This is a genomic window from Pseudomonas sp. GXZC, assembly GCF_026967615.1.
Lineage (GTDB): Bacteria > Pseudomonadota > Gammaproteobacteria > Pseudomonadales > Pseudomonadaceae > Aquipseudomonas > Aquipseudomonas azotoformans_A.
Genome location: NZ_CP114115.1, coordinates 4,491,148 through 4,515,527 on the forward strand (window position 1 = coordinate 4,491,148; position 24,380 = coordinate 4,515,527).

24 protein-coding genes are annotated in these 24,380 nt (G+C 62.8%); 8 read left to right on the forward strand and 16 right to left on the reverse strand.

Going from position 1 to position 24,380, the window contains the following annotated elements:
* Positions 1–107: 107 nt before the first annotated feature.
* The 7 genes from OZ428_RS21030 to OZ428_RS21060 all read right to left on the reverse strand — a co-directional run bounded on the left by OZ428_RS21030 (position 108) and on the right by OZ428_RS21060 (position 5,761).
* Positions 108–488, reverse strand: a complete 381-nt coding sequence (locus OZ428_RS21030) for a hypothetical protein (RefSeq protein ID WP_269131159.1) — start codon at positions 486–488, stop codon at positions 108–110.
* Positions 489–502: 14 nt separating this feature from the next.
* Positions 503–1,783 (reverse strand): type II and III secretion system protein family protein, encoded by a 1,281-nt coding sequence (locus tag OZ428_RS21035; RefSeq protein WP_033901346.1) that lies wholly within the window; start codon positions 1,781–1,783, stop codon positions 503–505.
* A complete protein-coding gene (gene sctV, locus OZ428_RS21040) occupies positions 1,780–3,912 on the reverse strand; it encodes a type III secretion system export apparatus subunit SctV (RefSeq protein WP_269131160.1) in 2,133 nt (710 codons plus the stop codon). Before sctV ends, OZ428_RS21035 begins: the two co-directional genes overlap by 4 nt.
* Positions 3,909–4,244, reverse strand: coding sequence for a tetratricopeptide repeat protein (locus tag OZ428_RS21045; RefSeq protein ID WP_033901344.1), 336 nt, complete (start codon positions 4,242–4,244; stop codon positions 3,909–3,911). Before OZ428_RS21045 ends, sctV begins: the two co-directional genes overlap by 4 nt.
* Complete coding sequence (locus tag OZ428_RS21050) at positions 4,244–4,600, reverse strand: hypothetical protein (RefSeq protein WP_269131161.1); 357 nt, start codon at positions 4,598–4,600, stop codon at positions 4,244–4,246. The genes OZ428_RS21045 and OZ428_RS21050 overlap by 1 nt, the downstream gene beginning before the upstream one ends.
* Positions 4,601–4,626: 26 nt before the next feature.
* The gene (locus OZ428_RS21055; protein WP_269131162.1) at positions 4,627–5,514 is read right to left on the reverse strand and encodes a SctD/MshK family protein; all 888 of its coding nucleotides are present in this window, start codon (positions 5,512–5,514) and stop codon (positions 4,627–4,629) included.
* A gap of 85 nt (positions 5,515–5,599) precedes the next feature.
* Positions 5,600–5,761, reverse strand: a complete 162-nt coding sequence (locus OZ428_RS21060) for a hypothetical protein (protein WP_016969018.1) — start codon at positions 5,759–5,761, stop codon at positions 5,600–5,602.
* A 601-nt stretch (positions 5,762–6,362) separates the two neighbouring features.
* Between OZ428_RS21060 and OZ428_RS21065 the strand changes: the two genes are divergently transcribed.
* On the forward strand, positions 6,363–6,824 hold the full coding sequence (locus tag OZ428_RS21065) for a winged helix-turn-helix domain-containing protein (RefSeq protein WP_442964847.1): 462 nt from the start codon (positions 6,363–6,365) through the stop codon (positions 6,822–6,824).
* Positions 6,825–6,939: 115 nt separating this feature from the next.
* Entirely contained in the window at positions 6,940–7,461 is a 522-nt protein-coding gene (sodC, locus tag OZ428_RS21070; RefSeq protein WP_016977469.1) for a superoxide dismutase family protein, read from the forward strand.
* Here the strand turns inward: sodC and OZ428_RS21075 are convergent.
* On the reverse strand, positions 7,458–8,318 hold the full coding sequence (locus OZ428_RS21075; RefSeq protein WP_269131164.1) for a Dyp-type peroxidase: 861 nt from the start codon (positions 8,316–8,318) through the stop codon (positions 7,458–7,460). The genes sodC and OZ428_RS21075 overlap by 4 nt on opposite strands.
* 138 nt (positions 8,319–8,456) lie before the next feature.
* On the opposite strand from OZ428_RS21075, the gene OZ428_RS21080 reads away from it, so the two are divergent.
* Both OZ428_RS21080 and OZ428_RS21085 read left to right on the forward strand, forming a co-directional pair.
* Positions 8,457–10,073 carry an NADP-dependent glyceraldehyde-3-phosphate dehydrogenase gene (locus tag OZ428_RS21080; protein WP_038846073.1) on the forward strand — a complete coding sequence of 539 codons (1,617 nt, stop codon included), beginning with the start codon at positions 8,457–8,459 and terminating at the stop codon, positions 10,071–10,073.
* Positions 10,074–10,096: 23 nt separating this feature from the next.
* The gene (locus OZ428_RS21085; RefSeq protein ID WP_269134211.1) at positions 10,097–11,155 is read left to right on the forward strand and encodes an FUSC family protein; all 1,059 of its coding nucleotides are present in this window, start codon (positions 10,097–10,099) and stop codon (positions 11,153–11,155) included.
* Between the two features lie 179 nt (positions 11,156–11,334).
* Here the strand turns inward: OZ428_RS21085 and OZ428_RS21090 are convergent, their stop codons facing one another.
* The gene (locus OZ428_RS21090; protein WP_269131165.1) at positions 11,335–12,093 is read right to left on the reverse strand and encodes a TetR/AcrR family transcriptional regulator; all 759 of its coding nucleotides are present in this window, start codon (positions 12,091–12,093) and stop codon (positions 11,335–11,337) included.
* A gap of 360 nt (positions 12,094–12,453) precedes the next feature.
* Between OZ428_RS21090 and OZ428_RS21095 the strand changes: the two genes are divergently transcribed.
* The 4 genes from OZ428_RS21095 to OZ428_RS21110 are packed head-to-tail and all read left to right on the forward strand — an operon-like array spanning position 12,454 to position 17,077.
* Complete coding sequence (locus tag OZ428_RS21095) at positions 12,454–13,158, forward strand: ABC transporter ATP-binding protein (RefSeq protein ID WP_269131166.1); 705 nt, start codon at positions 12,454–12,456, stop codon at positions 13,156–13,158.
* Positions 13,155–14,372, forward strand: coding sequence for an ABC transporter permease (locus tag OZ428_RS21100; protein ID WP_269131167.1), 1,218 nt, complete (start codon positions 13,155–13,157; stop codon positions 14,370–14,372). The genes OZ428_RS21095 and OZ428_RS21100 overlap by 4 nt, the downstream gene beginning before the upstream one ends.
* Positions 14,365–15,843 (forward strand): TolC family protein, encoded by a 1,479-nt coding sequence (locus OZ428_RS21105; protein ID WP_269131168.1) that lies wholly within the window; start codon positions 14,365–14,367, stop codon positions 15,841–15,843. The genes OZ428_RS21100 and OZ428_RS21105 overlap by 8 nt, the downstream gene beginning before the upstream one ends.
* On the forward strand, positions 15,833–17,077 hold the full coding sequence (locus OZ428_RS21110) for an efflux RND transporter periplasmic adaptor subunit (RefSeq protein ID WP_269131169.1): 1,245 nt from the start codon (positions 15,833–15,835) through the stop codon (positions 17,075–17,077). The genes OZ428_RS21105 and OZ428_RS21110 overlap by 11 nt, the downstream gene beginning before the upstream one ends.
* A 103-nt stretch (positions 17,078–17,180) precedes the next feature.
* Here the strand turns inward: OZ428_RS21110 and OZ428_RS21115 are convergent, their stop codons facing one another.
* From OZ428_RS21115 to OZ428_RS21145, 7 genes are read right to left on the reverse strand one after another with little or no spacing between them, the layout of a single operon-like run.
* On the reverse strand, positions 17,181–18,575 hold the full coding sequence (locus OZ428_RS21115; protein WP_269131170.1) for an FAD/NAD(P)-binding protein: 1,395 nt from the start codon (positions 18,573–18,575) through the stop codon (positions 17,181–17,183).
* Between the two features lie 12 nt (positions 18,576–18,587).
* Positions 18,588–19,355 carry an ABC transporter ATP-binding protein gene (locus OZ428_RS21120; RefSeq protein WP_269131171.1) on the reverse strand — a complete coding sequence of 256 codons (768 nt, stop codon included), beginning with the start codon at positions 19,353–19,355 and terminating at the stop codon, positions 18,588–18,590.
* A 3-nt stretch (positions 19,356–19,358) separates the two neighbouring features.
* On the reverse strand, positions 19,359–20,699 hold the full coding sequence (locus tag OZ428_RS21125; RefSeq protein WP_269131172.1) for an ABC transporter substrate-binding protein: 1,341 nt from the start codon (positions 20,697–20,699) through the stop codon (positions 19,359–19,361).
* A gap of 21 nt (positions 20,700–20,720) precedes the next feature.
* Complete coding sequence (locus tag OZ428_RS21130; RefSeq protein ID WP_269131173.1) at positions 20,721–21,770, reverse strand: branched-chain amino acid ABC transporter permease; 1,050 nt, start codon at positions 21,768–21,770, stop codon at positions 20,721–20,723.
* A 4-nt stretch (positions 21,771–21,774) separates the two neighbouring features.
* On the reverse strand, positions 21,775–22,656 hold the full coding sequence (locus OZ428_RS21135) for a branched-chain amino acid ABC transporter permease (RefSeq protein ID WP_061448941.1): 882 nt from the start codon (positions 22,654–22,656) through the stop codon (positions 21,775–21,777).
* Complete coding sequence (locus OZ428_RS21140; protein WP_269131174.1) at positions 22,656–23,426, reverse strand: ABC transporter ATP-binding protein; 771 nt, start codon at positions 23,424–23,426, stop codon at positions 22,656–22,658. The genes OZ428_RS21135 and OZ428_RS21140 overlap by 1 nt, the downstream gene beginning before the upstream one ends.
* Positions 23,423–24,325 (reverse strand): AMP-binding protein, encoded by a 903-nt coding sequence (locus OZ428_RS21145; protein WP_269131175.1) that lies wholly within the window; start codon positions 24,323–24,325, stop codon positions 23,423–23,425. Before OZ428_RS21145 ends, OZ428_RS21140 begins: the two co-directional genes overlap by 4 nt.
* Positions 24,326–24,380: the final 55 nt, after the last annotated feature.

The following is a 24,380-nucleotide window of genomic DNA, read 5'->3' on the forward strand; positions in this document are numbered from 1 at the left end:
CGGGCTTGCCCCGCGCTGGGCTGCGAAGCAGCCCAGCGCGGGACAAGCCCGCTCACCACAGGACGCGTGGTCAACACAGGAAGCGTGCTCATTAAGAAAACCACGGGTCATTGCTGGCCTCCCGCTGCGCCGGCCTTGGCTTCCTGCTGGTCCTTGCGCCGCTGCAATTGCTCGCGGTCGAAACCTTCGATGTACACCTGGGCAGCGCGGCCCACGGGCGCGGCCATCACCGGGCCGGTTGTGCGGCCTTGGGTCAGGTCTTGCTTGCGCTCGACCATTTGCATCAGGTTCAGGTTGTTCGCGCAGCCCAACGCCAGGGTCGGCTTGAAGTCTTCGCCCACGCCGATGGTGTCCGTGGCCGGAGGCTGCTGACACTGGGTCGGCAAGCCATCCGCGCGGTACTCGGACGAGTAATACGTCGGCGCCAGGTGGGTCTGGCAACCCATCAGCGCCAGGGGCAACAGCATCAATACGCGTAAAGCAGTCATGGCAGTCCCCCTGATCAATTCATGTAGAAACCGAACGCCCCGCCGCTGCGCGGTCCGGTGGCCGCTGCGGTAGCCGGTTGTGCGTCGAGGGGCGTGGCGAGGGTGCGACCGCGCACCGGCTCCACCAGGTATGGGGTTATGAGGATCACCAGTTCGGTTTCATTGCGCTGGAAGCGCTTGGAGCGGAACAGGTTGCCGAGGATCGGCAGGTCGCCCAGCAATGGCAGTTTCTCGATGTCCTGGCTGCTTTCGCGCTGGAACAGCCCGGCAATGGCGAAGGTCTGCCCACTGCCGACCTCCACCCGCGTATCGGCGCGGCGCACGCTGAAGGACGGCACGTGGAAGTTGCCGAAATCCACGGTGCCGCCGCTGACCACGCTGCTGACTTCGGGGCGCACTTGCAGGGCGATGCGGCCGTTGGGCAGCAGGGTCGGGTTGAACAACAACGACACGCCGAACGACTTGTATTCGATGCCCACCAGGTCACGATTGACCGGCACCGGGATCGCCACTTCGCCACCCGCAAGGAAACTCGCGGTCTGGCCGGTCATGGCGGTGATATTCGGTTCGGCAAGGATCTGCAACACGCCGTTGGCCTGCAACGCATCGAGCATGCCGTCGATATTCACGTTGCCTGAACCGGCACCTGCTGCTGCCAAGCCGCCTGCCGTGGCAGCGGCCAGTGGTCCGCCGGTGATCAGGCCGAAGGAGAAGGTGCCGTTGTTGAACATGGCGTTCCAGTTCACACCGTAGTGCAGCAGCTCGGAGCGCGACACCTCGGCAAAACGCACACGCAGGTTCACTTGGGCGGAGCCTGCGTATTCGGTGGTGTTGATCGCGCTCTGGAAACCTTGCCCCTGAGGGTTGAGCAAGGCATTCAGGTCGGTCGCTTCCGCCACCGAACCCAGGGTACCCTTGGCGACCAGGCGGTTACCGGCGCCGCTGATCTGTGCGCCGTTGCCGGGGTGCAGCGCCTGCATAGGCGTGCTCACCGCCTGGCTGCCACTGCTCACGGCCAGGGTCAGGCTCGCCAGTTGTTTGCCGTCGCTGCCCAGGGCAATCAGGCTGGTGTTGCCCGGCGCCTTGCCGAAAATATAGATCGTGCCCGGCGACACCACTTGCAGGTCGGCCACATTCGGCTCGGCCACCAGTACTGAATCCACCGGCGCGACAAAATGCAGGATGCGCCCTTCACCGGAGGCCAGGGCAATCGAGCCCCCGGCACCGGCCGCGATTTCCTGAGCTTGGCTCACACACGCAAAAACACTCAGCAACAGCACACAAAAACGCATCATGAGGCGGACGCCAGGGGGGTGACGGAAGCCGCGGCAGGCGCGCGGCGGTTGGAGATTTCGGTGAGGCTGATGGTCACCAGCGCTTGCAGGTTGTACTCGGTGGCCAGCTCGCGGAACGACAGCACCGCCAGTTCCAGCTCACCGCGCAGTACCAGGCGGCGCAGGCTGCGACGCAGTTCCGGGTGCACCAGCAACACCGCACTGTTGACCTCGCGGGTGTTGTCACAGGCCTGGCGCAGTTGGGCGAGCAAGGCGCGGCTGACTTCTTCGGGGATCAGTTCGCGCTGCGGCTCCTGGCGACGCAAGGAGGCACGCAGTTGATCTTCCAGGCCCGGCGCCAGCACCAGCGCACCGATCACGCGGTTGCGGTCGGCGTATTGATGGCTGATCTGCCGCGCCAGCGCGGCGCGCAAGTGTTCGGCCAGGCGCCCGGCGTCGGTTTCGCGGGCGCCCCACTCCACCATGGCTTCCAGCAAAGCGCGCTGGTTGCGGATCGACACGCCCTCGCCAACCAACAGGCGCAAGGTTTCGGCCACCCGTTGCAGCGGCACCAGGCGCAAGGCCTCCTTGACCAGTTCACCGTAGGTCGCCTCGGTGCGCTCCAGCAGCAGACGGGTTTCTTGGATGCCGAGGAAGTCGGCGGCATAGCGACGCAGGCTACGTTCCAGCACGCCGCGCAATACTTCGTCGGGCAGCAGGAAGCCGATGCCGGCGTTGCGCAGGGTGTCTTCGTGCTGGCGTTCGACCCAGTGGGCGCTGCGACCATTGAGGGGGGAATCGGCTTGCACAGTGGCGATGTCCAGCAGCTGCACATGCACCGGATCGTCCTGCACCAGCAGGCAGTTGATCGGTAATTCGCCCTCGCTCACCGGCACGCCTTCCAGGGACACGCGAAAACTGCCCGGCGTGGCCTTGGCCTCCATGTAGATGCCCGGCACCGGCATGTCCACGCCGAGTTCGGTGCGCAGGTCGTGGCACAGCGCTTCTACGCGCTGGCGCAGCAGTTGGCGCGGCGCGCTCTGGGACACACCGCTGCCGAGGGTCAACAGCACACGGGTATCGGGCAGCAGGTTGTCATCCAGTTCGGCCTGCACTTCGACCACCGGTTCCGGCGTCTCGACCAGCGCTTCGAGTTCTGGCTGGCGATGATGGCGGCGATACATCATGAACGCCGCACCGCCAAACACCAGAGACAGCCCGAGGAACACCCAGGTCGGAAACCCTGGCAGCAGGCTCACGCCAATCATGATCAAGGCGGTCAAGCCCAGCGCACGGTAACTGGCGCCCAGTTGCTTGATGATCTCGCTGCCCAGGTCCCCCGCTTCGCCGTCGCTGTTGACGCGAGTGACCACAGTGCCCGCCGCCACGGAAATCAGCAGCGCCGGAATCTGCGCGATCAGGCCGTCACCCACAGTCAGCAACGAGTAGGTGTGCACCGCGACGCCGAAGGGCATGTCGCGCTCGATCATGCCGATCAACATGCCGCCGAGCAGGTTGACCGCAAGGATCACCAGGCCGGCGATGGCATCGCCTTTGACGAACTTCATGGCGCCGTCCATCGCGCCGAACATCTGGCTTTCACGCTCCAGGCGCGAGCGACGGCGACGGGCTTCGGCCTGATCGATGTCGCCGTTGCGCAGGTCGTTGTCGATGCTCATCTGTTTGCCGGGCATCGCGTCCAGGGTGAAGCGCGCAGCCACTTCCGCCACACGCTCGGCCCCCTTGGTGATCACCACGAACTGCGCCACGGTAATGATCAGGAACACCACCATGCCCACCACCACTTGCCCGGCAATCACAAAGTCACCGAAGGCCTTGACGATATGGCCGGCGTCGCCGTGCAGCAGGATCAAACGCGTGGTGGTGATCGACAGCGACAACCGAAACAATGTGCTCAGCAGGATCAGCGGCGGCAGCGCGGAGAATTCCACCGAATGGCCGATGTAGAACGCCACGATCAGGATCAGGATGCTCAGGGCGATGTTAAGGCCGATCAGCGCATCCACCAGGTAGGTGGGCAGCGGGATGATCATCATCACGATCGCCATCAGCATGAACGCGACGATGATCACGTCGGTACGCTGCGCAGCGAGGCGCGCCAGGTTGTTCAGGCGGTTGAGTGCACTCATGCGCCAGCCCTGCGTGCGGCCAGGTAGCGTTTGAAGCATTGGCGCGCTTCGTCCTTGCGCTCGCCGTACCACAAGGCACGGGCGCGCAGCAGCAACAGGCTGGCAGATTCGCCTTCCATTGCCACCAGTCGATCCAGGGCACTCAGGGCGCGGGCGGCGTCGCCGCTGTCGGTGAAGGCCAGCACCAGCGAGCGCAGCAACACACCGTCGTGGGGTGCGACGCTGACGGCAATCAGCAACATCACCAGGGCGCGCTGGGACTGGCCATTGCGCCGATACAGTTCACCAATGCCCTTGAGCAGTTGCACGGCGTCGTCGTTTTCGCGGGCCATCAGGTATGCACCTCCGAGCGTTGCTGTTCGAGGTTGCGGCGCATCTCGATCTCTTCGCCGATCAGCTCGATGGCCAGTGCCTTGATGTGTGGCTCGGCGTCCAGGCCGGGCAGGATGTGTTCCATCACATGCTCCAACAACTCCAGCGAACGCGCGCCGCCGAACAGCAACGAGTCGACGCCGGCGGCCGCGGTGAGTGCTTCGAGGTCACTGCGCAGGGAGCGACGGGTCTGGGTCTTGCGGGTCTTGAGCACCGCTTCGAAGGCGGTGGCCTGGCGCGAGTTGACCGGGCGAACCGCTTCGACCGGCGCACTGCGCACATCACTGGGAATCAACGGGCGGGGTTCGACTTTCATCCCAGGGCCTTAGCTTAAAAGCATGGTCACAGCGTGAAGGTGAAGCGCTCCTCGCCACGGGCGAGGATCACTTGGTTGTTTTCGATGCGTTCCAGCACCCAGTTGTCCGCCAGGGCTGCGCCGGGGTAGAGGCGCTTGCCGCTGTCGTTGATCACGTAGGGCTGGGCGCCAAACCACACGGCCTGGAAGCGCACGCGCGGCGCGGCGGCATCGGCGCGGGCCGTCACACGCGGGTTGAGCACGACCTGTTGGCCGTAGCGCTGGTCAAACGCCTGCTGCAAGGCCAGCCACTGTGCCTTTTGCGACTGTTCAAAGGTGCCGGTGGCGCTGAGCTGGCCATTGCTGTCACTGACTTTCACGGTATCCAAGCGGGCGGTTTGTAGCTGCTGCTCCAACCAGGCTTTGGCTTGCTCGCGGGACGGTTTTTTCAGCGGCGCAACCTCGTCGGCCGCGACCGTTGCGGGCACCAGTGGCGCTTCGCTACGAACCGCCAGCGCCCCTGCACAGAGAAACAGCAGGACGGTCGCGACAATCCAGGGGGTGATTTTGCGTGGGGCGTCCGACGGTTTTTCAGCGCCACCAGGCACAGCCAGGCTCACACCCGCCGTGCCGATCCGCAGTTGCAACGGCAATCGCGCGCGATGGCCGTTGCCGTGGGGAATACGCACATTGCCGGCGAGCAACACGTCACCGCCCAGCGCTTCGACCGCCACTTGGTCGCCTTCAAACCGCAGGCGCAGGTGCAGGCCGGCAATGCCGGGATCGGTGAGCACCAAGTCGGCCGCCAGGTCGGCGCCGAGGGTATAGACCGGCTGGTCGAGCACCAGGGAACTGCCCTGGTGCAAACCACCGGTCACGGTCAAGGTCGGTGCGCCAGTAGCGGCGACCGGCCCCAAGGAAATCAAGGCTGTCATGGTTGGGTTTGCCCCCTTGAGCATGTGCAACGGGGTCAAGCATCAGAGGGTAAACGGGCAGCGCCGGCGCCGCCCGTTTGGCGAATCAGTTCTGCGGACGCTGTTTGGTGGCGTCGAGCTCCGCTTTTTTCGCGGTGCTGATTTCGGTGATCTTGGCCGACTTCTCGATAGCCATGTTGAAGGTCGCTTCCATCTTCGCGATAGCGTCGTCGGCGCCGCCTGCTTTTACTGGTGGGACATCAGCCATGTTCATCTCCTTGCATCGATAGGGAAGTTATTCAGTTGCGCAACAGCAAGCTGAAAGTATGCAAACCGGTGAATGCCCAAAACGTCAGACAGTGAGCCTTCGAACTGCCGTCGGTTTGCATGGGTTCCATACTACTCACGATCAAAACGCCTTCGCTGTGAAAGCTTGTGAAACGTTCCACACAGGCACTGTGAAAGGTTTGGCTCAACCTGGCGTTGAGAAAAATTCATCCATTTTCAGGCACGGAACTTTCAGAAAAAACCCAAGACACGCTGCAGCCCCCGATTTACGGGGATCTTACAACTGTGAGCACAACGGACGTGAGCAATAAGGCGCGATGCAAACGGGCTATGAAGCAAGGCTTGGCAATTATTTTCGCGACGACTTCACATTTCTCGCTAATAGCCTTTTGCCCAACTTCCCAGATATTTCCATTTGTAACAACAGCGACTTAATCATCGCGTTTGATAGCCCCTCCCAAGCAGCCTTATTGCTGGGAGAACAACTTTTCGCCGCGCCCGTTAGTGCAACTGCACTAATAACCAAAGGACTCGTTCACGGGCTGGCTATATATAAAACTTCCAGGTGATCTATGACCGACATGAATGATTCACCCACAACGCTCCTCGAAAACGATGGCTGCGCTGAGATTCACTTCGGCCCTTATCGACTGCTCCCCAAGCGCCATCAACTGCTCAAGCACGGGCAACCCGTGAACCTGGGCAGCCGCGCGCTGACACTGCTGATCGCCCTCGCCTCACGCCCCGGCGAACTGCTGAAGAAAACCGAACTGCTCGACATTGCCTGGCCGAAACTGGTGGTGGAGGAATGCAACCTGCGCACGCAGATCAAGACCCTGCGCCGCACCCTCGGTGACGATGAAGCGTTGTACATCGCCACGGCACCCGGCCTGGGCTACCGCTTCGTGGCGCCCACCTGGTTCGAGCGGGCACCAAAACCGCGGCTGAAGGAGCCGGTGGTGCTTGGTGTGTATGGCTGCCGCCATTGTCGCGGCGCGGGGATGGTGCCGCTGTTTGCACAGATGGGTATGCAAAACAGTTGATGGCCCGAGGTTATTCCGTTGGAAAAATATGTTTTTTCCAACGGAATGTTTGGCGCAGCCCAATCGTTGTTATTCCTGAAACTGCCCAACACCCATAACCTTCAGGAACGCTTTTATGAATCGCTCTCTCCTGCTCGGCCTGCTCAGTGTCTTCGCGGTCGGCTCCGCCCAGGCGGCGTCGTTGCAAGTCCCGGTCAACCTGGTCAGTGCCGATGGCGCGCCACAGCCCGTCGGTAGCATCACCATCAGTGAATCGGCCTACGGCTTGATTTTCACCCCTGATCTCAAATCCTTGCCAATGGGCGTACACGGCTTTCATATCCATGAAAACGGCAGCTGTGAAGCGGGTGTGAAAGACGGCGTGAAAGTCGCGGCACTGGCCGCCGGCGGGCACTTCGACCCGGAAAAAACCGGCAAGCACCTGGGCCCTTACGCCGACGGCCACTTGGGTGACCTGCCGGCGCTGTACGTGAACATGGACGGCACCTCGAACAACCCGGTGCTCGCGCCCCGCTTGAAAAGCCTGGCACAGATCAAGGGCCACGCGCTGATGATCCATGCCGGCGGCGACAACCATTCCGACATGCCCAAGCCATTGGGCGGTGGCGGTGAGCGACTGGTGTGCGGCGTGATTTAAGCCACCGCGCTCAGGTCCAGGTGCCCATCCTTGATCGGCGGGCACCAGTAGTAACCGCCGGTCAACGGTGTGCTGATGCGGTACAGGCCATCGACAATCCCATCTTCCAGCCCGCTCATGCGGCGCAATTGCGCTTCGAACGCGTCGAAGGAATGGCCGAACGCGAGAAACATCAACCCGGCCTGGCCGTTCTCGGCCCATGGCATCGAGCGGCGCACTACGAAGGCTTCCGGGGTGAAGCTTTCCTGGGCGGTGCGTTTGGTGTGGGCGGACTCGGGGGCGTCGTCGAGTTCTTCGTTGTCGCCATGGCGGCGGCCGATGATGTGGTCGCGCTCTTGCGCAGGCAAGGCGGCGAAGCCGTCGAGGTCGTGCTGCCACTGCTGGATCGCGGCAAAGCTGGCGCCGCTGTCGGTCAGGGCCGCTTCAACGGCTGCGTCGTCGTGGGGGTTCTCGGTGCCGTCTTCGTAGTCGGTGAGGTCGAAGCCGGTCTTGTAGCGGAAGCCTTCGGTCATCTGCACCAGGCGGAACGCCGGGGCCAGGGCTTTTTCGAAGGCGCGGCTGCGCAACAGCAATTCACCGCGATCCACGCCGTGCAGCCATACCCACAACGCCTGTTGGGTTGACGGGTTATGCGCGCCCGGCCCGCTGACCGTGGGGAATGTGCGCAGGCCTTCAATCCGGGCGCCCAAGGCATTCACCAGTGGTTCGCCAAAACCGACCACCGCCGCCGAATCGGTCAACTGCACCAGCGCGTCCAACGCAGCGGGCACGGCGGCCAGTGAGTCCACGGCAAAAAACAGATGGCGTGCCTGCAACGGCACCGGTGCGGCAAGAATGCCCGGCTGGTACTGACTCATGTGAACTCCTTCTGAAAAGCCGCGCAGTTTAACCGCCAGGCGCATGGCTGCGTACAAGAAAGCGCGCAAGCCTTGCCATAGAGCCTGTTGTTGGGTGACTCTCTAGTCATGTTTTGCAACTATTCCAGGGGTAGCGACATGACCACCAGCAACCTGCTCGCCCAGCTGTTTCCCGCCTCCGCCGCCGAGATTCCCGAGCCATTCCAGTTGGGGGCGCCCATTGAACAGCGTGATTACCTGGTCGATGGCCAGTTGCAGGTGTGGAACGGCCCCTTGGCCAAGGTGCAGAGCCCGGTGCAGTTTGGCGACGAACGCGTACACATCGGCAGCACGCCGCTGCTGGACGCCGACACCGCCCTCACCGCCCTGGATGCCGCCGTTCGCGCCTATGACCGAGGCCAGGGTGAATGGCCGACGATGCGCGTGGCCGAACGTATCCAGCACGTCGAAGCCTTCCTGCGCCGCATGCGTGAACAGCGCGATGCCGTGGTCAAGCTGTTGATGTGGGAGATCGGCAAGAACCTCAAGGACTCGCAGAAAGAGTTCGACCGCACCTGCGACTACATCACCGACACCATCAATGCCCTCAAGGAACTCGACCGTCGCTCCAGCCGCTTCGAGTTGGAACAGGACACCCTCGGCCAGATCCGCCGCGTGCCGCTGGGCGTGGCCCTGTGCATGGGGCCCTATAACTATCCGCTGAACGAGACCTTCACCACGCTGATTCCGGCGTTGATCATGGGTAACACCGTGGTGTTCAAGCCGGCCAAGCTGGGCGTGCTGCTGATCCGCCCTTTGCTGGAAGCCTTCCGTGACAGCTTCCCGGCCGGGGTGATCAACGTGATCTACGGCAGCGGTCGCGAAACCGTCAGCGCGCTGATGGCCAGCGGCAAGATCGATATCTTTGCGTTTATCGGTACCAACAAGGCCGCCAGTGATTTGAAGAAACTGCACCCCAAGCCGCATCGCCTGCGCGCCGCGCTGGGCCTGGACGCGAAAAACCCAGGCATCGTTTTGCCAGAAGTGGACCTGGACAATGCCGTCAGCGAAGCCGTCACCGGTTCCCTGTCGTTCAATGGCCAGCGCTGCACCGCGTTGAAAATCCTCTTTGTGCATGAAGACGTCGTCGACCGTTTCATCGAGAAATTCAACCAGAAGCTGGCCACGCTCAAACCCGGCATGCCGTGGGAAGACGGCGTGGCGCTGACGCCATTGCCCGAAGTGGGCAAGGTGGATTACCTCAACGGCCTGGTGGCTGACGCCGCGCAACACGGTGCCAAGGTGGTGAATGCGCACGGTGCCGAGAGCCGCGGATCGTTCTTCTACCCGGCGGTGCTGTACCCGGTGAGCCCGCAGATGCGCGTGTACCACGAAGAGCAGTTCGGCCCGGTGGTGCCCATCGTGCCCTACCGCGACCTGGAGACCGTGATCGACTACGTGCTGGACTCGGATTTCGGCCAGCAGTTGAGCATTTTCGGCACCAACGCCGTGCAAGTCGGGCGCCTGGTGGACACTTTTGCCAACCAGGTCGGCCGCATCAACATCAACGCCCAGTGCCAACGTGGCCCAGACACGTTCCCGTTCAACGGGCGCAAGAACTCGGCCGAGGGCACGCTGTCGGTGCATGACGCCTTGCGCGTGTTCTCGATCCGCACCTTGGTGGCGACCAAGTTCCAGGAGAGCAACAAGGCACTGGTCAGCGACATCCTGCGTAACCGCGATTCGAGTTTCCTGACCACCGATTACATTTTCTAGAGGACGATTCGTCGTTGATTAACCTGCATCTGCCTGTGTTTGCCCGGCGCCTGTTGCGCCCCCTGCTCGACCCGTACCGCCGCTATCGCCATGCCAAGCTGATCCACGCCGTGCGCGTGTCCATCGGCTTGCTGGCGACGATCCTGCTGACCACCGGCATCAACCTGCCCCACGGTGAGTGGGCGTCGGTGACCATGCTGGTGGTGATCGGCGGGTTGCAGCACCACGGCAATATCGGCAAGAAAGCCGTGGAGCGCGCCTACGGCACCTTGATCGGCGCCAGTGTCGGCTTGCTGCTGGTGGTTCAGGAAGCCTACGTCGGCCAGCCATTGCTGACCTATCTTTTGATGTCGGTGGTGTGCGGGTTCTTTTCCTATCACGCCATCGGCAAGGGTGGGTACACCGCGCTGTTGTCGGCGATCACCGTGTTTATCGTCGCCGGCCACGGTGACAACCCGCTGTCGGATGGGTTGTGGCGCACGGTCGACATCCTCATCGGTATCGCCCTGGCCCTGGCCTTTTCCTTTGCCCTGCCGCTGTACGCCGTGTACTCCTGGCGCTACAACCTGGCCAGCGCGTTGCGCGATTGTGCCGAGATCTATAGCCGGATCATCAACGGCGAGTCCGTCACCAGTGACGAACACCTCAAGCTGCTCAACCGCCTGAATGCGGCGATGTTGCAGTTGCGCTCGCTGATGCCGTCGGTGTCCAAGGAAGTGCGCATCTCCATGACCGAACTGGACGCGATCCAGCGGCATCTGCGCATGTGCATCAGCACCCTGGAAATTCTCGGCAACACCCGGCCCGACCCCCGCGATGAACAAGCGATGGCGCGCATGCAGGTAATGTTGAAGGCCGAGCATCGGCAGATCCGCGTGCAACTGGTGGGGATGGCGCGGGCGTTGAAGTCGGGGGTGACGGAGCGCTTGGAGCGGCAGAGCCATACGGGTGTCGAGCCGGCACTGGATGCGCCGGTGTACAGCGCGCTGGATGGTTATCGGCTGCTGACGCTGCAACTGGCGCAGAACGTGGATGCGATGCGCCAGCGGTTGGCCAAGAGTGCGGGGCGCTGGAAAATCTGAATCCGCTGGGCAAAAAGGAGATTCCCACGCGTTTACAGTTTTCAAACATTTCACACTTTGCCTTACAAAGTTTTCACGTTTTATTCACATCCCGGAACGTAGTGTGAAGCCTCATCCGTTACAAATGTTGCATATCAAGCCCGCCGCCCCAGCGGGCTTTTTTTTGCCTGGGACTTGAGTCAACGCGCTGCTTTACTGGCAGGCGCCGTGGCCTGCTCACGAATGGCACGCTGGGTATCCAGCACCTTGGCCAAGGCATGTTCCGCCTCCGGGCTTTGCTGTGGCACGCGAATCGCTGCCGACACCAACGTGATCAACTTGGCCATCACCTCGGCATCCGTCGCCGGACGGCCCAGGCTCATGGAGTTCATCAGCAGGCGCAACTCGGTACCGGCCATTACCCCGGAAATCGCCTTGAGCGCAAATTGCAGGCGCACCCCCAGTTCATTGCGCGGCAGGTCCGGCAGGGCCAGGGCAAAGGCTTCGAAGAACCGCTGGAACACTGGCTGGTAATGCACCTTGAGGTATTCCTGGATAAACGGCGACGTGTCGCTGTACACCCTCCCCAGGAAACGGATGAACGAACGCCCTTCCCCGCTGGCGCTGGCCGGATCGCTGCGCTCCAGGCCCATGGCCGGGGCGAACAGCACGCCGAGCAGGGTGTCGCAGTCCAGCGGGCCGTCGGCCTGCGCCTCGCAGCGCGCGAGCAATTCCAGGCGCTGTTCGTTGAGCGGCTCCAGGCGCTGCTTGAGCAGGGTTTGCATCAGGGAATCCTTGTCCCCGAAGTGGTAGTTCACCGCCGCCAGGTTCACCTGGGCACGCTCGGTAATCTGCCGAAGCAGAACGGCGTCATAGCCATACTTGATGAAGAGAGCCTCTGTCGCATCCAGCAATCGAGTCTTGGTGATGTTTGGAGCGCTGACTTTCTTCGCGACCATAGAAGTTCCACGTAGGAAATATTGTTTAAAAAAATAATTTGATTTTTTATACCGGGGCCCTCGTTCGAAAGCAAGTAGTGACACACCGCCATATGATCGAAAGCCTTGGCCGACGGGGCCGTCGGCGGCAGGCAAGCGGGTTTTCCCCAACCTCCCGCCCCCTTTAAGTAAGCCTTTTCCCAAGCTGAAACCGCTCTACATCGACGGCTGGCGAAGCGGCTGGAAGGCGGTTAGTATTCAAACAATATTTTAAAAACAAGAAACAAAAACCGGTCCATGGCGCACCCTGAGGCGACCCCTAACTTGTTACAAGGCTTTACCGGGGACGATGACGACGGCGTCGAGACTGAAGGCGTATTCATGACAGATACTCCCGCGCACCCAGGCTTGATCTCCCTGCAAGGCATCGGCAAACGCTATCAGCTGGCCGGGCAGCACCTGTCCATTCTCAAGGATGTCTGCCTGTCCATCGCCCGTGGTGACAGCTGCGGCATCCTCGGGGCCTCCGGCTCCGGCAAAAGTACCCTGCTCAATATCCTCGGCCTGCTGGACCTGCCCAACTGCGGCCAGTACCACTTTGCCGGCCACGATATCTTCAACGCCACGCCCGATGAACTGGCGGCGATCCGCAACCAGCAGATCGGTTTTGTGTTCCAGAGCTTCAACCTGTTGCCACGCCTCAGCGCCCTGGACAATGTCGCCCTGCCCCTGAGTTATCGCGGCGTGTCGCGCCATGAATCGGTTGAACAAGCCCTGCGCATGCTCGAACAGGTCGGCCTGGCCGACCGCGCTCACCATCGCCCCGCCGACCTGTCCGGTGGCCAGCGCCAACGCGTGGCCATTGCCCGGGCGCTAGTGGGCAAGCCCTCGGTGATCCTGGCCGACGAGCCCACCGGCAACCTCGACAGCACCACCGCCCAGGACATCATGGACCTGCTGCTGGCGCTGAACCGCGAGCAACAGGTCACCCTGATCATCGTCACCCACGACCCCCACATCGCCGAGCGCCTGGACCGCAAGATCTTGGTGCGCAATGGCGTGGTGCAAGAGGCCGGGCGCCCATGAAGGAGCGGGTAAGGAGCAGCCTGCGGATCGAACAAAGCCTCAGCCAACTGCTGCATGAAGCCTTCGTCAGCCTGCGCACCTTGGGCAAGCGCTCGATCCTGGCCCTGCTGGGTATCGTGATCGGCAGCTCGTCGGTGGTGGCATTGATCAATATCGGCAATAACGCAGCGGTAGATGCCGCGATGATTTTCAAGGACATGGGCACCGACACCCTGATCGCGCAGTTCCCCCCCAAGGGCGCCAGCACGGTGCCGATGCCCGCGCGCCTTGACCTCGACGCCGTACGCCAGACAGTGCCAGGCATCGACCATATCGGCGCCCTCACGTTGTTCAGCGGGCCCGTGGTGTTTCATGGTCGTACCGTCAACGCCAACTTCGTCGGCAGCACGCCGGACATCAAGGACGCGATGCGCCTGGCGGTGCAGCAGGGGCGCTTCCTCTCGGGCTTTGATGCCAATGAAACCTACGGCGTGATCGGTGACCAAGTGGCCCAGTCATTGAGTGCGCCGGGCGATCCCCTGCAATTGGGCGATCGCGTGCGCATCAACGATTACCTGTTCCTGATCGTCGGCATCCTGCGCAACCAGCCACGAGCGATGCTGATGCCGGTGCAAGCCAACGATTCGCTGTTCATTCCCGCCGAAGGCATGCGCCGCATCTATGCAACCCCGCAGATTGGCAACGTGATCATCCGCGCCGCGCCCGGCCAGGACATGGAACGTATCGCCCAGGACGCGGCCGCCGCGTTGAGACCCCGACTTCCCGACCACGATGTGGACATCCAGGTGCCCCAGCAAATGATCGACGGCATGACCCGGCAAAGCCGCACCTTCGCCTACCTGTTGCTGGCTTTGGGCGCGATCTCCCTCGTGGGCGGTGGCGTGGGGGTGATGAACGTGATGCTGATGAATGTCTCGGAGCGCCGCCGCGAGATCGGCATCCGTATGGCCCTCGGTGCGCGGCAGCGGGATATCCGCAACCTGTTCCTGCTCGAAGCCGTGACCCTCACCGCCGTCGGCGCGCTTTGCGGCGCGGTACTGGGCATGACTGCCGCCTGGCTGTATGCCTGGCTGTCGGGCTGGGAGTTTGCCTTGGCGGTCGCCGCCTTGCCGCTGGGAGTGGGCAGTACCTTGCTGGTGGGATTGTTCTTCGGTATCTACCCGGCGGTCTCGGCCTCACGCTTGCAGCCGGTGGAGGCCCTGCGCGATGAATAAATGGCTCTGGCTGCTCGCATTCGCCAGCCTGCCCGGCATGGCCGCCGACGTGGTGATCAAGCCGTCGGCACCCAGTACCACCCACAGCGGCTATGACCGCAGCGTCTCGTTGAATGCCCAGGTCACCACCCTGACCCTGGGCGATGCGGTGTACCTGGGCCTGCGCAACAACCCGGCGATCCGCAGCGCCTACCTGCAACGGGTGGCGCAGAAGTTCGACCTGCGCGTGGCCGAAGATGTGTTCAACCCCAAGCTCACCCTCAACAGTTACTACCGCACCAACCGTGGCTCCGCCGACAACACACGCAATGCCAACCTCGCGCCGGCCACCAGCCTGCTCAGCGAATACGGCACGCGCCTGAGCATGGCCTGGACTCAACAACTGAACACCGCCGACCGCGCCGGCCGTTACCGCAGCGACGGCCTGGACCTGGCGATCATCCAGCCGCTGATGCGCGGCGCCGGCTGGGACGCCACCACCGCGCCGCTGCGTCTGTCGCGCCTGTCGGAACAGGCCAACCGCCTGAACCTCAAGGCCACCGTGGCGCAGACCATCAGCCAGATCATCGCCACCTACCGCGAACTGCTGCGCGCCCAGGAGCAACTGAGCATCGTGCAGGACGCCCTCAAGCGCTCCGGCACCTTGCTGGAAGTGAACAAGGCGCTGATCAATGCCGGGCGCATGGCGGAGTTCGAAATCGTGCAGACCGAAGCCGATATCGCCACCCAGCAACTGGGCGTGGAAGAAGCGCAGAACCAACTGGACACCAGTCGCCTGGCCCTGCTGCGCCTGCTGGCGCTGGACCTGTCCACGCCGATTCGCGCCACCGAGGCCCTGGAGGCCCAGCCCGTGCAGGTCGACAAGCGCCAGGCCTTCAACCTCGCGCAAACCCAGCAGCCGGAATACCTTGCCGCGTTACTCGGCAGCCAACAGGCCGACCTCAACCTGGTGATCGCCAAGGACTCCGGGCGCTGGCAGGTGGACCTGGTGGCCGGTGCCAACCAGATACGGGCCAACACCGACAACGACGCCGGTCGTTCCAACAACCGAACCTGGGATAGCTACGCTGGGGTGCAGGTGCAAATCCCCATCGGCGATATCAGCACACGCCAGGCTGAAGTACGTGCGCGGGTGAATGTGGAGGATCAGGAGATCCGTATCACCGATGCGCGCCAGGAGCTGGAGCGCAGCGTCAACAATGTGGTGCGCGACCTCGGCACCCGCTGGCGACAATATGAAATCTCCCAGCGCGCCGTCGAGCTGTCGCGGCGCAAGATCGACATCGAACGGGAAAAACTCAGCGCCGGACGCTCCACCAACTTCCAGGTGCTGAGTTTCGAAACCGACCTGCGCAACGCCGAAAACGCAAGGCTCAATGCACTGATCGCTTATTTGAACGCCCAGACCCAGCTCGACTTGACCCTGGGCATGACGCTGGAAAGTTGGGAAATCGCCCTCAATGACTACTAATCAGAAACGCCTGCTGGGTGCTGTACTTATCCTGTTGCTGGGCGGCGCGGGCCTGGCCTTGCGCAGCCCAGCCTCCGATCCGGCCAGCACTCCCGAGCAGTGGCAAGCCGTCCAGCCCGACGCGCTGGTGCACCAGATCGGCCTGGTGGGCAAGATCGAGCCCGACACCACCATCACCCTCACCGCACCGTTCGACGGCAACGTGCAAGCCAACCTGGTGGAGCAAGGCCAGCGGGTCGAGGCCGGCCAGGTGCTGCTGCGCATGGACCCGGCCACCCTGGAAGTGCAACTGCGCGACGCCCTCTCCGCCCAACTCAAGGCCCGGCGTACCGTGCAGGAAATGCAGGACTGGGACAACGGCCCCACCGTCAGCCGTGCGCGCCGCAGCTTGCGCACCGCCGAAATGACCGCCGGCAATACCCAGCGCAAACTCACCGAGAGCGAAAACCTGTTTCAGCGCGGCATCATCCCGCGCAACGAACTGGACGACCTCAAGCAGCAGACCCAGCAGCAACAGCTGGACCTCGCCTCTGCACGCAGTGAATTGCAGCAAGCCCTCGACCAGGGCAAGGGCGAATACCGCCAGATCGCCGATATGGAGCTGACCAATGCCACGGTGAAATACGACGCCTTGCACAAGCTGCTCAACGGCCAGGAAGTCAAGGCGCCGTTCTCCGGCATCGTGGTGCCTGCGCCCGGTAATAATTCAACTCCGGGCGGCAGCAACAACACGGCAACAGTGCAGGCCGGCAGCAAGGTCAGCCAGGGCCAGGTGCTGTTTGGCCTGGCGAACATCGAACGGCTAAAAATCGTCGCCAAGGTCTCGGAGCTGGACATCAACCAGTTGCATCAAGGCCAGGCCGTGGAAGTGCTGGGCGATGGGTTTGACGGCGAGCGGCTGAGCGGCTCAGTGAGCGTGGTGAGCGGCTTGGCGATTGCCAATGACAGCCAGGGCAGTGCGCAGTTTCCAGTGACCTTGTCGATCCCCAAGCTCACGCCGCAGCAGTTGCAACGGGTGCGATTGGGCATGAGTGCGCGGTTGACCATCGTGACCTACAACAACGCGCAGGCAATAGTGATTCCAAGCCAGGCGATTGGGCCGGATATGACGGTCGAATACCGTGAGACGATGGATAAGCCGGTGGAACGGGTGAAGGTGACGACCGGGCAATCGACGGCGCAGGGGGTTGAGGTGTTTGGGCTGAAACCGGGTTTTGTAAAAGTCGGAAGCTGAACACGGTCCAAACTGTGGGAGCTGGCTTGCCTGCGATGGCGCTGGGTCAGTTGGTACAGTGGAAACTGACACACCGCCATCGCAGGCAAGCCAGCTCCCACATTCAGAGTTGTGTCAGCTTGGCTGCCAAGGCTTTAGCTTGAATCGCCACATCGGTCACCGCCGTGCTTTCCCACCACATCCCCCGCAACGGCGGCCCCATGGCGAACAACCGCGTACTGACCTGCCCCAGGGCATCCACCACCGCCCCCGAAACATCCGCCGCAATCCCCAATGCCAACGGCCCAGGCTGGATCAGCCCACGCTTGAGCAATTGCCGGGGCAACGGCCGGGCCACGCGGCGCCAGTCGTATTCGATACCGCTGGAGTTGATCAGCGCCGCGCCGCTAACCCGCTGCACCGCCTGCTCGCCCCGGTAGCGCACACCAATGGTCACGCCCTCGACCGAAGGTTCCAGGCCTTTGAACGACGCCGCCCGAATCCGCAACCGTCCCTCATCCTGCAAGCGTGCCACCAACTGCGCACTCAACGGCGGAGAACGGTGGTGATGGCTTTCCCACCACGGCCGCACATGGCGTACGAACTGGCGTTTTTCGCGCTCACTGGCCTGGCTCCACAGCCGGCCGATATGCGCACGCACCGTGTCCAGCGGCGCCTGCCAATCGATGCCCTGTGCTTGCGCCAGAGCGCATTGGCGACGCACCTCGCGCAGCAATTGCCGAGGGCTGCGCAGACGGTGATCTTCGCCAAGGAAATCCACCCAGCTCGGCGGCTGCCGGCGCACATGGGGCAACAGGCCATGGCGCGAGAAAATCTCGATGGGCCCGCGATGCCCGGCCTGTTCCAGGGACACCACCGCATCAACCATGGTCAGCCCGGAACCGATGATCAGCACCGGCGCTTGCGGGTCAATCGCGGTCATGGCTTGCACATCCCAGGGATCCACCGCCGCCGCGTTCAACCCGCTGGACTCAGTCTGCGGTGTGCGCGCCGCCGGGAACATGCCGGTGGCCAGCACCGCAACACCGCCGCGCAATTGCTGGCCGTCATCCAGGGTGAGCAGCGCTGAACCTTGGTCCACCTGCAGGTCGACCCCTTCGGCACGCACATGCTCGACGCTGGAGGCAGACCGCGCCTTCGCCTCGGCCAAGCGTTGCTGGGCATACAAACCGAAAATCCCGCGCGGCGGGAACAATTCGCTGATCGGCACGTGCTGCTGGCTCGACTCCGGCCAGCCGCCGGCGCCAATGTACTCGGTGAGCCATTGAGTCAGATCGTCGGCATTGTCCGGGTCGACACTCATGCGCGCCGCATTGCCGTTCAGGGTGTGGCCCAGTTCGACAGCGCTGTAGGCCTCGCCCCGGCCGAGCTCGGCACGCGGCTCGATCACCAGGATCCGGCGCCGACCCGGCAGGCGCAGCAGTTGCACGGCCAGCATCGTGCCGCTCAGGCCGCCGCCGATGATCAGTACATCAGCGTTGCGGATGGATTCAGTCATGCAGAGTCGCCCTTACTGTTTGCCCAGGTAAATATCATGCAAGTCGCCCCGCGCCAACAGCTCAGCGGCGCTGCCACTCAAGGCCACGCGGCCAGTATCCAATACGTAGCCGTGGGACGCATAGGTCAGTGCGACAGTGATGTTCTGCTCGGCGATCAGGAAGCTCACCTGCTGCTCACGGTTGAGCTGCGCGATGATCTCGAAAATCTCCTGCACGATCATAGGCGCCAAACCCATGGACGGCTCGTCGAGCAGTACCAAAGTAGGACGGGTCATCAACGCCCGGCCGATGGCGACCATCTGTTGCTCACCGCCCGAGGTGAGCCCGGCGCGGGTGTGGCGCTTGGTCTTGAGCCTTGGGAACCAGGCGTACAGGCGCTCCAGGTCCTGTTCCATGTCCTTGCGGCTCAAACGCCGCACGAAGCCGCCGCTGCGCAGGTTGTCTTCCACCGTGAGTTGGCCGAACACATGGCGACCTTCCAGCACATGGACCATACCCTGGCGCACGCGCTGGCTGGGATCAACACCGGCCAGGTCCAGGCCCGCGTATTCGATCACGCCCCGGCTGACCTCGGCCCGCTCGGCACGCACCAACCCCGAGATCGCCTTGAGGGTGGTGCTCTTGCCGGCGCCATTGGCACCGAGCAAGGCGACGATGGCGCCCTTGGGCACGCTCAGCGACACCCCGGCCACCGCGAGGATCGCGCCGTCGTAGATCACTTCGATATCGTTGACCGTCAACAGTGACGGGCTGGCGGATTCAGCGGCGGGCTGGCTCATACTTTATTCATCCCCGGTGCAGGTGCGCGGTGTCAGGCCTTTTTCCTTGGCGAAGGCGGCGGATTTTTCATCGATCAAAGGACGCAGCAGCGCGCGGTCGGCGGCGATCCACTCGCTGATCAGCGTCCAGTTGGCGCCGTCCCACTGCTGCACCCGCGCCGAGCCGCCGCCTTCGTGGTCACGGCACGACAGCTTGAGGTTCTGCATCAGGCCCAGGTAGCCCATGTCCTTCAAGCGAGCGTCGTCAATGTTCAGGTGTTCCAGGCCCCAGCGGCCCTCTTCGCCATTCAGCGGACGCTTGCCGAACTTGGCCTGGCCGGTGCGGATCGCTTCCACCGCCACGGCGGCGTTCACCAGGCCGGAGTTGTAGTAGACGCTGCCGAAGTTCTTCAGGTCCTTGAGGTCGCTGTGGCCCTTGTCGAGGATGGATTGCTTGAGGCGCTTGTGGATCTCGAAGTCGGCACCTGCCGGGTACGGCGTGAGCGCCAGGTAGCCCTTGGCGGCGGCACCTGCGGGTAACACGTCTTCGCTGGAACTGGCCCAGATGTCGCCGATGATGTGGTCCACCGGGAAGCCGAAGCGCGCGGCGGTCTTCACCGCGACCGGGGTCGATACGCCCCAGGTGCGCAGGAACACCCAGTCCGGGTTGGCCTGGCGCACCTGGCGCCATTGTGCGGATTGTTCGTTGCCGGGATCGGCGACCGGAATCTGGATATTTTCAAAGCCGTATTTTTCCGCCAGCAACTTCAGCGGACCGAGGGTTTCGCGACCATAGGCCGAGTCGTGATAGACCGTGGCGATCTTCTTGCCCTTGAGCTTATCGAAACCACCTTCGCGCTGGGCGATGTAGTTCACCAAGGTCGACGCCTCGCTGTAGAAGGTCAGCATCACCGGGAAGTTATAGGGGAACACGGTGCCGTCGGTGGCTTCGGTGCGGCCGTAGCCGAGGGTAATCAGCGGGATCTTGTCCACCTCGGCGCGTTCGCTCAGGGCATAGGCCGCCGGTGCGCCGTTGGGCTGGTACACCGCGACCGGCGCGCCATCCAGGCCATTCTTGAAGCGCTCGTAGCACTCGATGCCCTTCTCCGCCGTCCATTCGGTCTCACATTCCTGCCACACCAGCTTGACGCCGTTAATGCCGCCTTCGACTTCGTTGATGTAGCGCAGGTAGTCGATCATCCCGGCCCACACCTGCACGCCGCTGGAGGCATAGGCGCCGACACGGTAGGTGGCCAGGGGAATGAATTGCTGGTCCGGCGAGGCCATCGCCTGGGGAACAGCACCAGCCAGGGCGGCCAGCGCAAACGCAGCGCCGACCAGGGAACGTTTCAAGGATGCACGCATGGGAATTCTCTTGAGGGAATATTAGAAACGCAGCGGCCACTGCCGCACACGATCACGCAGGTTGTGCAACAGGCGAATCAAGCCCTCGGGTTCCTTGATCAGGAACACGATGATCAACACGCCAAAGATGATTTTCTGCAGGTTCTGCAACTGCCCCGCATCCACCGAACCGCCAAACAGCGCCTGCCCGGCGTGGCTGAGGAAAATCGGCAACAAACTGATGAAAGCCGCGCCGACAAAGTTGCCGGCGATGCTGCCCATGCCACCGATAATGATGATGAACAGGATCTGGAATGAACGATTGATATCGAAGCTGCTGGCGCTGGCCGTGCCCAGGTAGGCAAAGGCCCACAGCGCGCCGGCGATGCCGAGGTAGAACGAACTCACCGCAAACGCCAGGCGCTTGTAGCGCACCACCGGAATGCCGACCACGGCGGCGGCGGTGTCCATGTCGCGGATCGCCATCCAGTTGCGCCCGACCTGGCTGCGCACCAGGTTGATCGCAGTCCAGGTCAGCAGCAGCACCGTGACCAACGTCAGCAGGTAACGGCCCAGCGGCGTGTTGAGGTCGTGGCCGAACAGCGCAAGCTTCGGTGCGGAGATGGTCCCGGACGAGCCGTAGTTGTAGAACCAGGGGAATTTGACGAACAGCCACTCCAGGAAAAACTGCGCGGCCAAGGTGGTGACCATCAGGTAGAAGCCCTTGATCCGCGAGCTGGGCAGGCCGAACAACAGGCCAACCAACGCGCTGATAATCCCGCCGCCCAGCAGCGCCACCGGCAAGCCCAGCTCCGGCAGGCGCAGCAAAAACCCGTAGGTCGCAAACGCGCCGACGGCCATGAAACCGGCGGCCCCCACCGAGGTTTGCCCGGTGTAGCCGGTGAGCAGGTTCAAGCCCACCCCAGCCAATGACAGCACTAAAAAAGGAATCAGGATCGCATTGAGCCAATAGTCATTGCCCCACAGCGGCACCACGACAAAGGCCAGCGCCAACAGGCCAATCAGCCCCCAGGGAATGCGCCGCTGGATCAGCAGCAATGGCGCGGTGTCTTGAGCAACGGGAATCGACATGGTTTCAGACTCGCTCGATGGCGCGCTCGCCGAACAGGCCGGCGGGACGGATATACAGGAAGGCCAAGGCCAGTACGTAGGCGAACCACGGCGTGATGCCGCCGCCGATCAAGGGGCCGATATACACCTCGGCCAGATTCTCCGCCGCGCCGACAATCAGCCCGCCGACAATCGCCCCGCCAATCGAGGTGAAGCCGCCAATAATCAACACCGGCAAGGCCTTGAGCACCACCAGCGACAACGAAAACTGCACCCCTTGGCGCGCGCCCCACAGCAGCCCGGCCACCAGCCCGACGATCCCGGCCACCGCCCAGACGATCTGCCAGATACGGTTGAGGTTGATGCCGATGGACAGCGCCGCCGTGGTGTCATCCGCCACCGCGCGCAGCGACACGCCGATGCGGGTCTTGTTGAACAGCAACGCCAGCACGGTCACCAGCACCACCGCAGCGGCCGCAGCGATCAGGTCGAATTGGCTGAGCATCAGCGGGCCGATGAACAGCGGCACGTCGTCGATGCCCAGATCGAGGGCGCGCACTTGCGAGCCCATCAGACCCTGGGCCAGGCCTTCGATAATGAACGACAGGCCCAAGGTGGCCATGAACAAGGTGATCTGTGAACGGTTTACCAGCGGCCGCAACACCAGGCGCTCGATGAGTAAGGCGCCGATGATCATCACGATGACAGTCAAGAGCAGCGCCAAGGCAAACGGCACGCCTTGATCATGCAGGCTGACAAAGGTCAGCGCGGCAAACAGCAGCATCGAGCCCTGGGCAAAATTGAACACGCCGCTGGCTTTGTAGATCAGCACGAAACCGATGGCGACCAGCGAATACATAGTGCCGGCGAGCAGACCGCCGAGCAGGGTTTCAAAGAAAAACGTCATCAGTGCACCACTCCCAGGTAGGCCGCGATCACCTCGGGATTGGCCTGCACGTCAGCGGGCGTGCCGTCGCCGACCTTGCGCCCGTAATCGAGCACCACCACGTGGTCGGAAAGCCCCATGACCACGCCCATGTCGTGCTCGATCAACACCACGGTGGTACCGAGGTCGCGGTTCACGTCGGCGACGAAGCGCGCCATTTCCTGTTTTTCCTCGGCATTCATGCCCGCCATGGGTTCGTCGAGCAGTAACAGGCTGGGGCCAGCGATCAATGCCCTACCCAGCTCGACGCGCTTTTGCAGGCCGTAAGAGAGGTTGCCCACCAGCACATCACGTTGAGCTTGCAACTCAAGAAATTCGAGAATGCCCTGGGCACGCAGGCGGAACGCTTCGGCTTCCCGGCGTGCGCGGGGTAAGCCCAGGGCCTGTTCGATAAAGCTGCTGCGCAGATGCCGCGACAGGCCGGTGAGGATGTTGTCGAGCACGCTCATCTTCTTGAACAGCGCGTTGTTCTGGAAGGTGCGACCCATGCCCCGGCGCGCGGCGCCCAACGGGTCAATGCGGTGGAAGTGCTGGTCTTCGAACACGATCTCGCCGGCATCGAAGCGATACACGCCATTGAGTACGTTGAGCAACGAGCTTTTGCCGGCACCGTTAGGACCGATCAGCGCGCAGATCTCGCCGCGCGCCACCTCGAAGGACAAGGCATTGATCGCCTTGACGCCCTTGAACGACAGCGAAATATCCCGCACCTGGAGAATGGCTTGGCTCATGCGATGTCCCGTTTGAATTCCGCCAACCACGACGGCGAAGGGGTGGATTTGAGGGGTTGCCAGATATAAGCCAGGCGCTGGAAGCCGAGCAGCTTGCGCACACGGTTTTTCAACAGGCGGCGCAGGCCACTTTGTGGGTGGGCGATGGCCCAGTCGCACAGGCTCCGGCGCCAGGTGCCATGGGGTGCCAGGCGGCTTTCAATCTCGTCGGCCAGGTGCTGCAAACGTGCAGGTGACAACAGCAGGCCGGTGGGCGCCACTTCACTGCGATCACGCCGGGCGGAGGCCGGGCTTTCCGGGAAGGCCAGGCCATGGCCGCTGTTCAGCCATTGCTCCAGCACTACCGCCAGGCCGCCTTGCCAGTGAGTGCCCTCTTCGCTCCACAATGCGGTTTCGCCGCTGGGTTGCCACCAGCGGGCGAGGTGCTGTGCCGGGTCAACCGGACCCAGCAATTGGGCAAAGTCCAGCAGGTTGGCCGATTGCCAATGCCGCACTTGCTGGCGGTCCTGGGTGTAAGAGTGGGTGGGATGGATGCGCCATAAATGTTGTTGCAGCGCTTCGGGTTCCAAATCATCGGCCAGGGTCAGGACCTGCCCGCCGATGGAATGAGCCGCCAGCGCCAACAGCAACAGGTTCGGCTCGAACGCCCCGCTGAGGGCCAAGCGCGATTGCGCGTCAAAGCCCTGCTGGCGCAAGCCATCGGCCAGACGTTCCACATCCCGCAAAGCGTCGATCCAGCGCCACGCATGCCACTGGCCCTGGCGTTTGTGGCGCAAGGCGGTGTGCAGCGGTGTGATCTGTGCCCAGTGGTGCAGTTGTTCCAATGCCTTGGGCAGGTTGCCGAGCAGTTCGGCGGGCCATTCCGGGGCCAGCGGACGTTTGAGTTCGTGCACGCTCATAGGGAGGTTCTCCTATTCAGGTTGTGTGCGTGCGGTGGTCCGCTGGCGGGGTGAT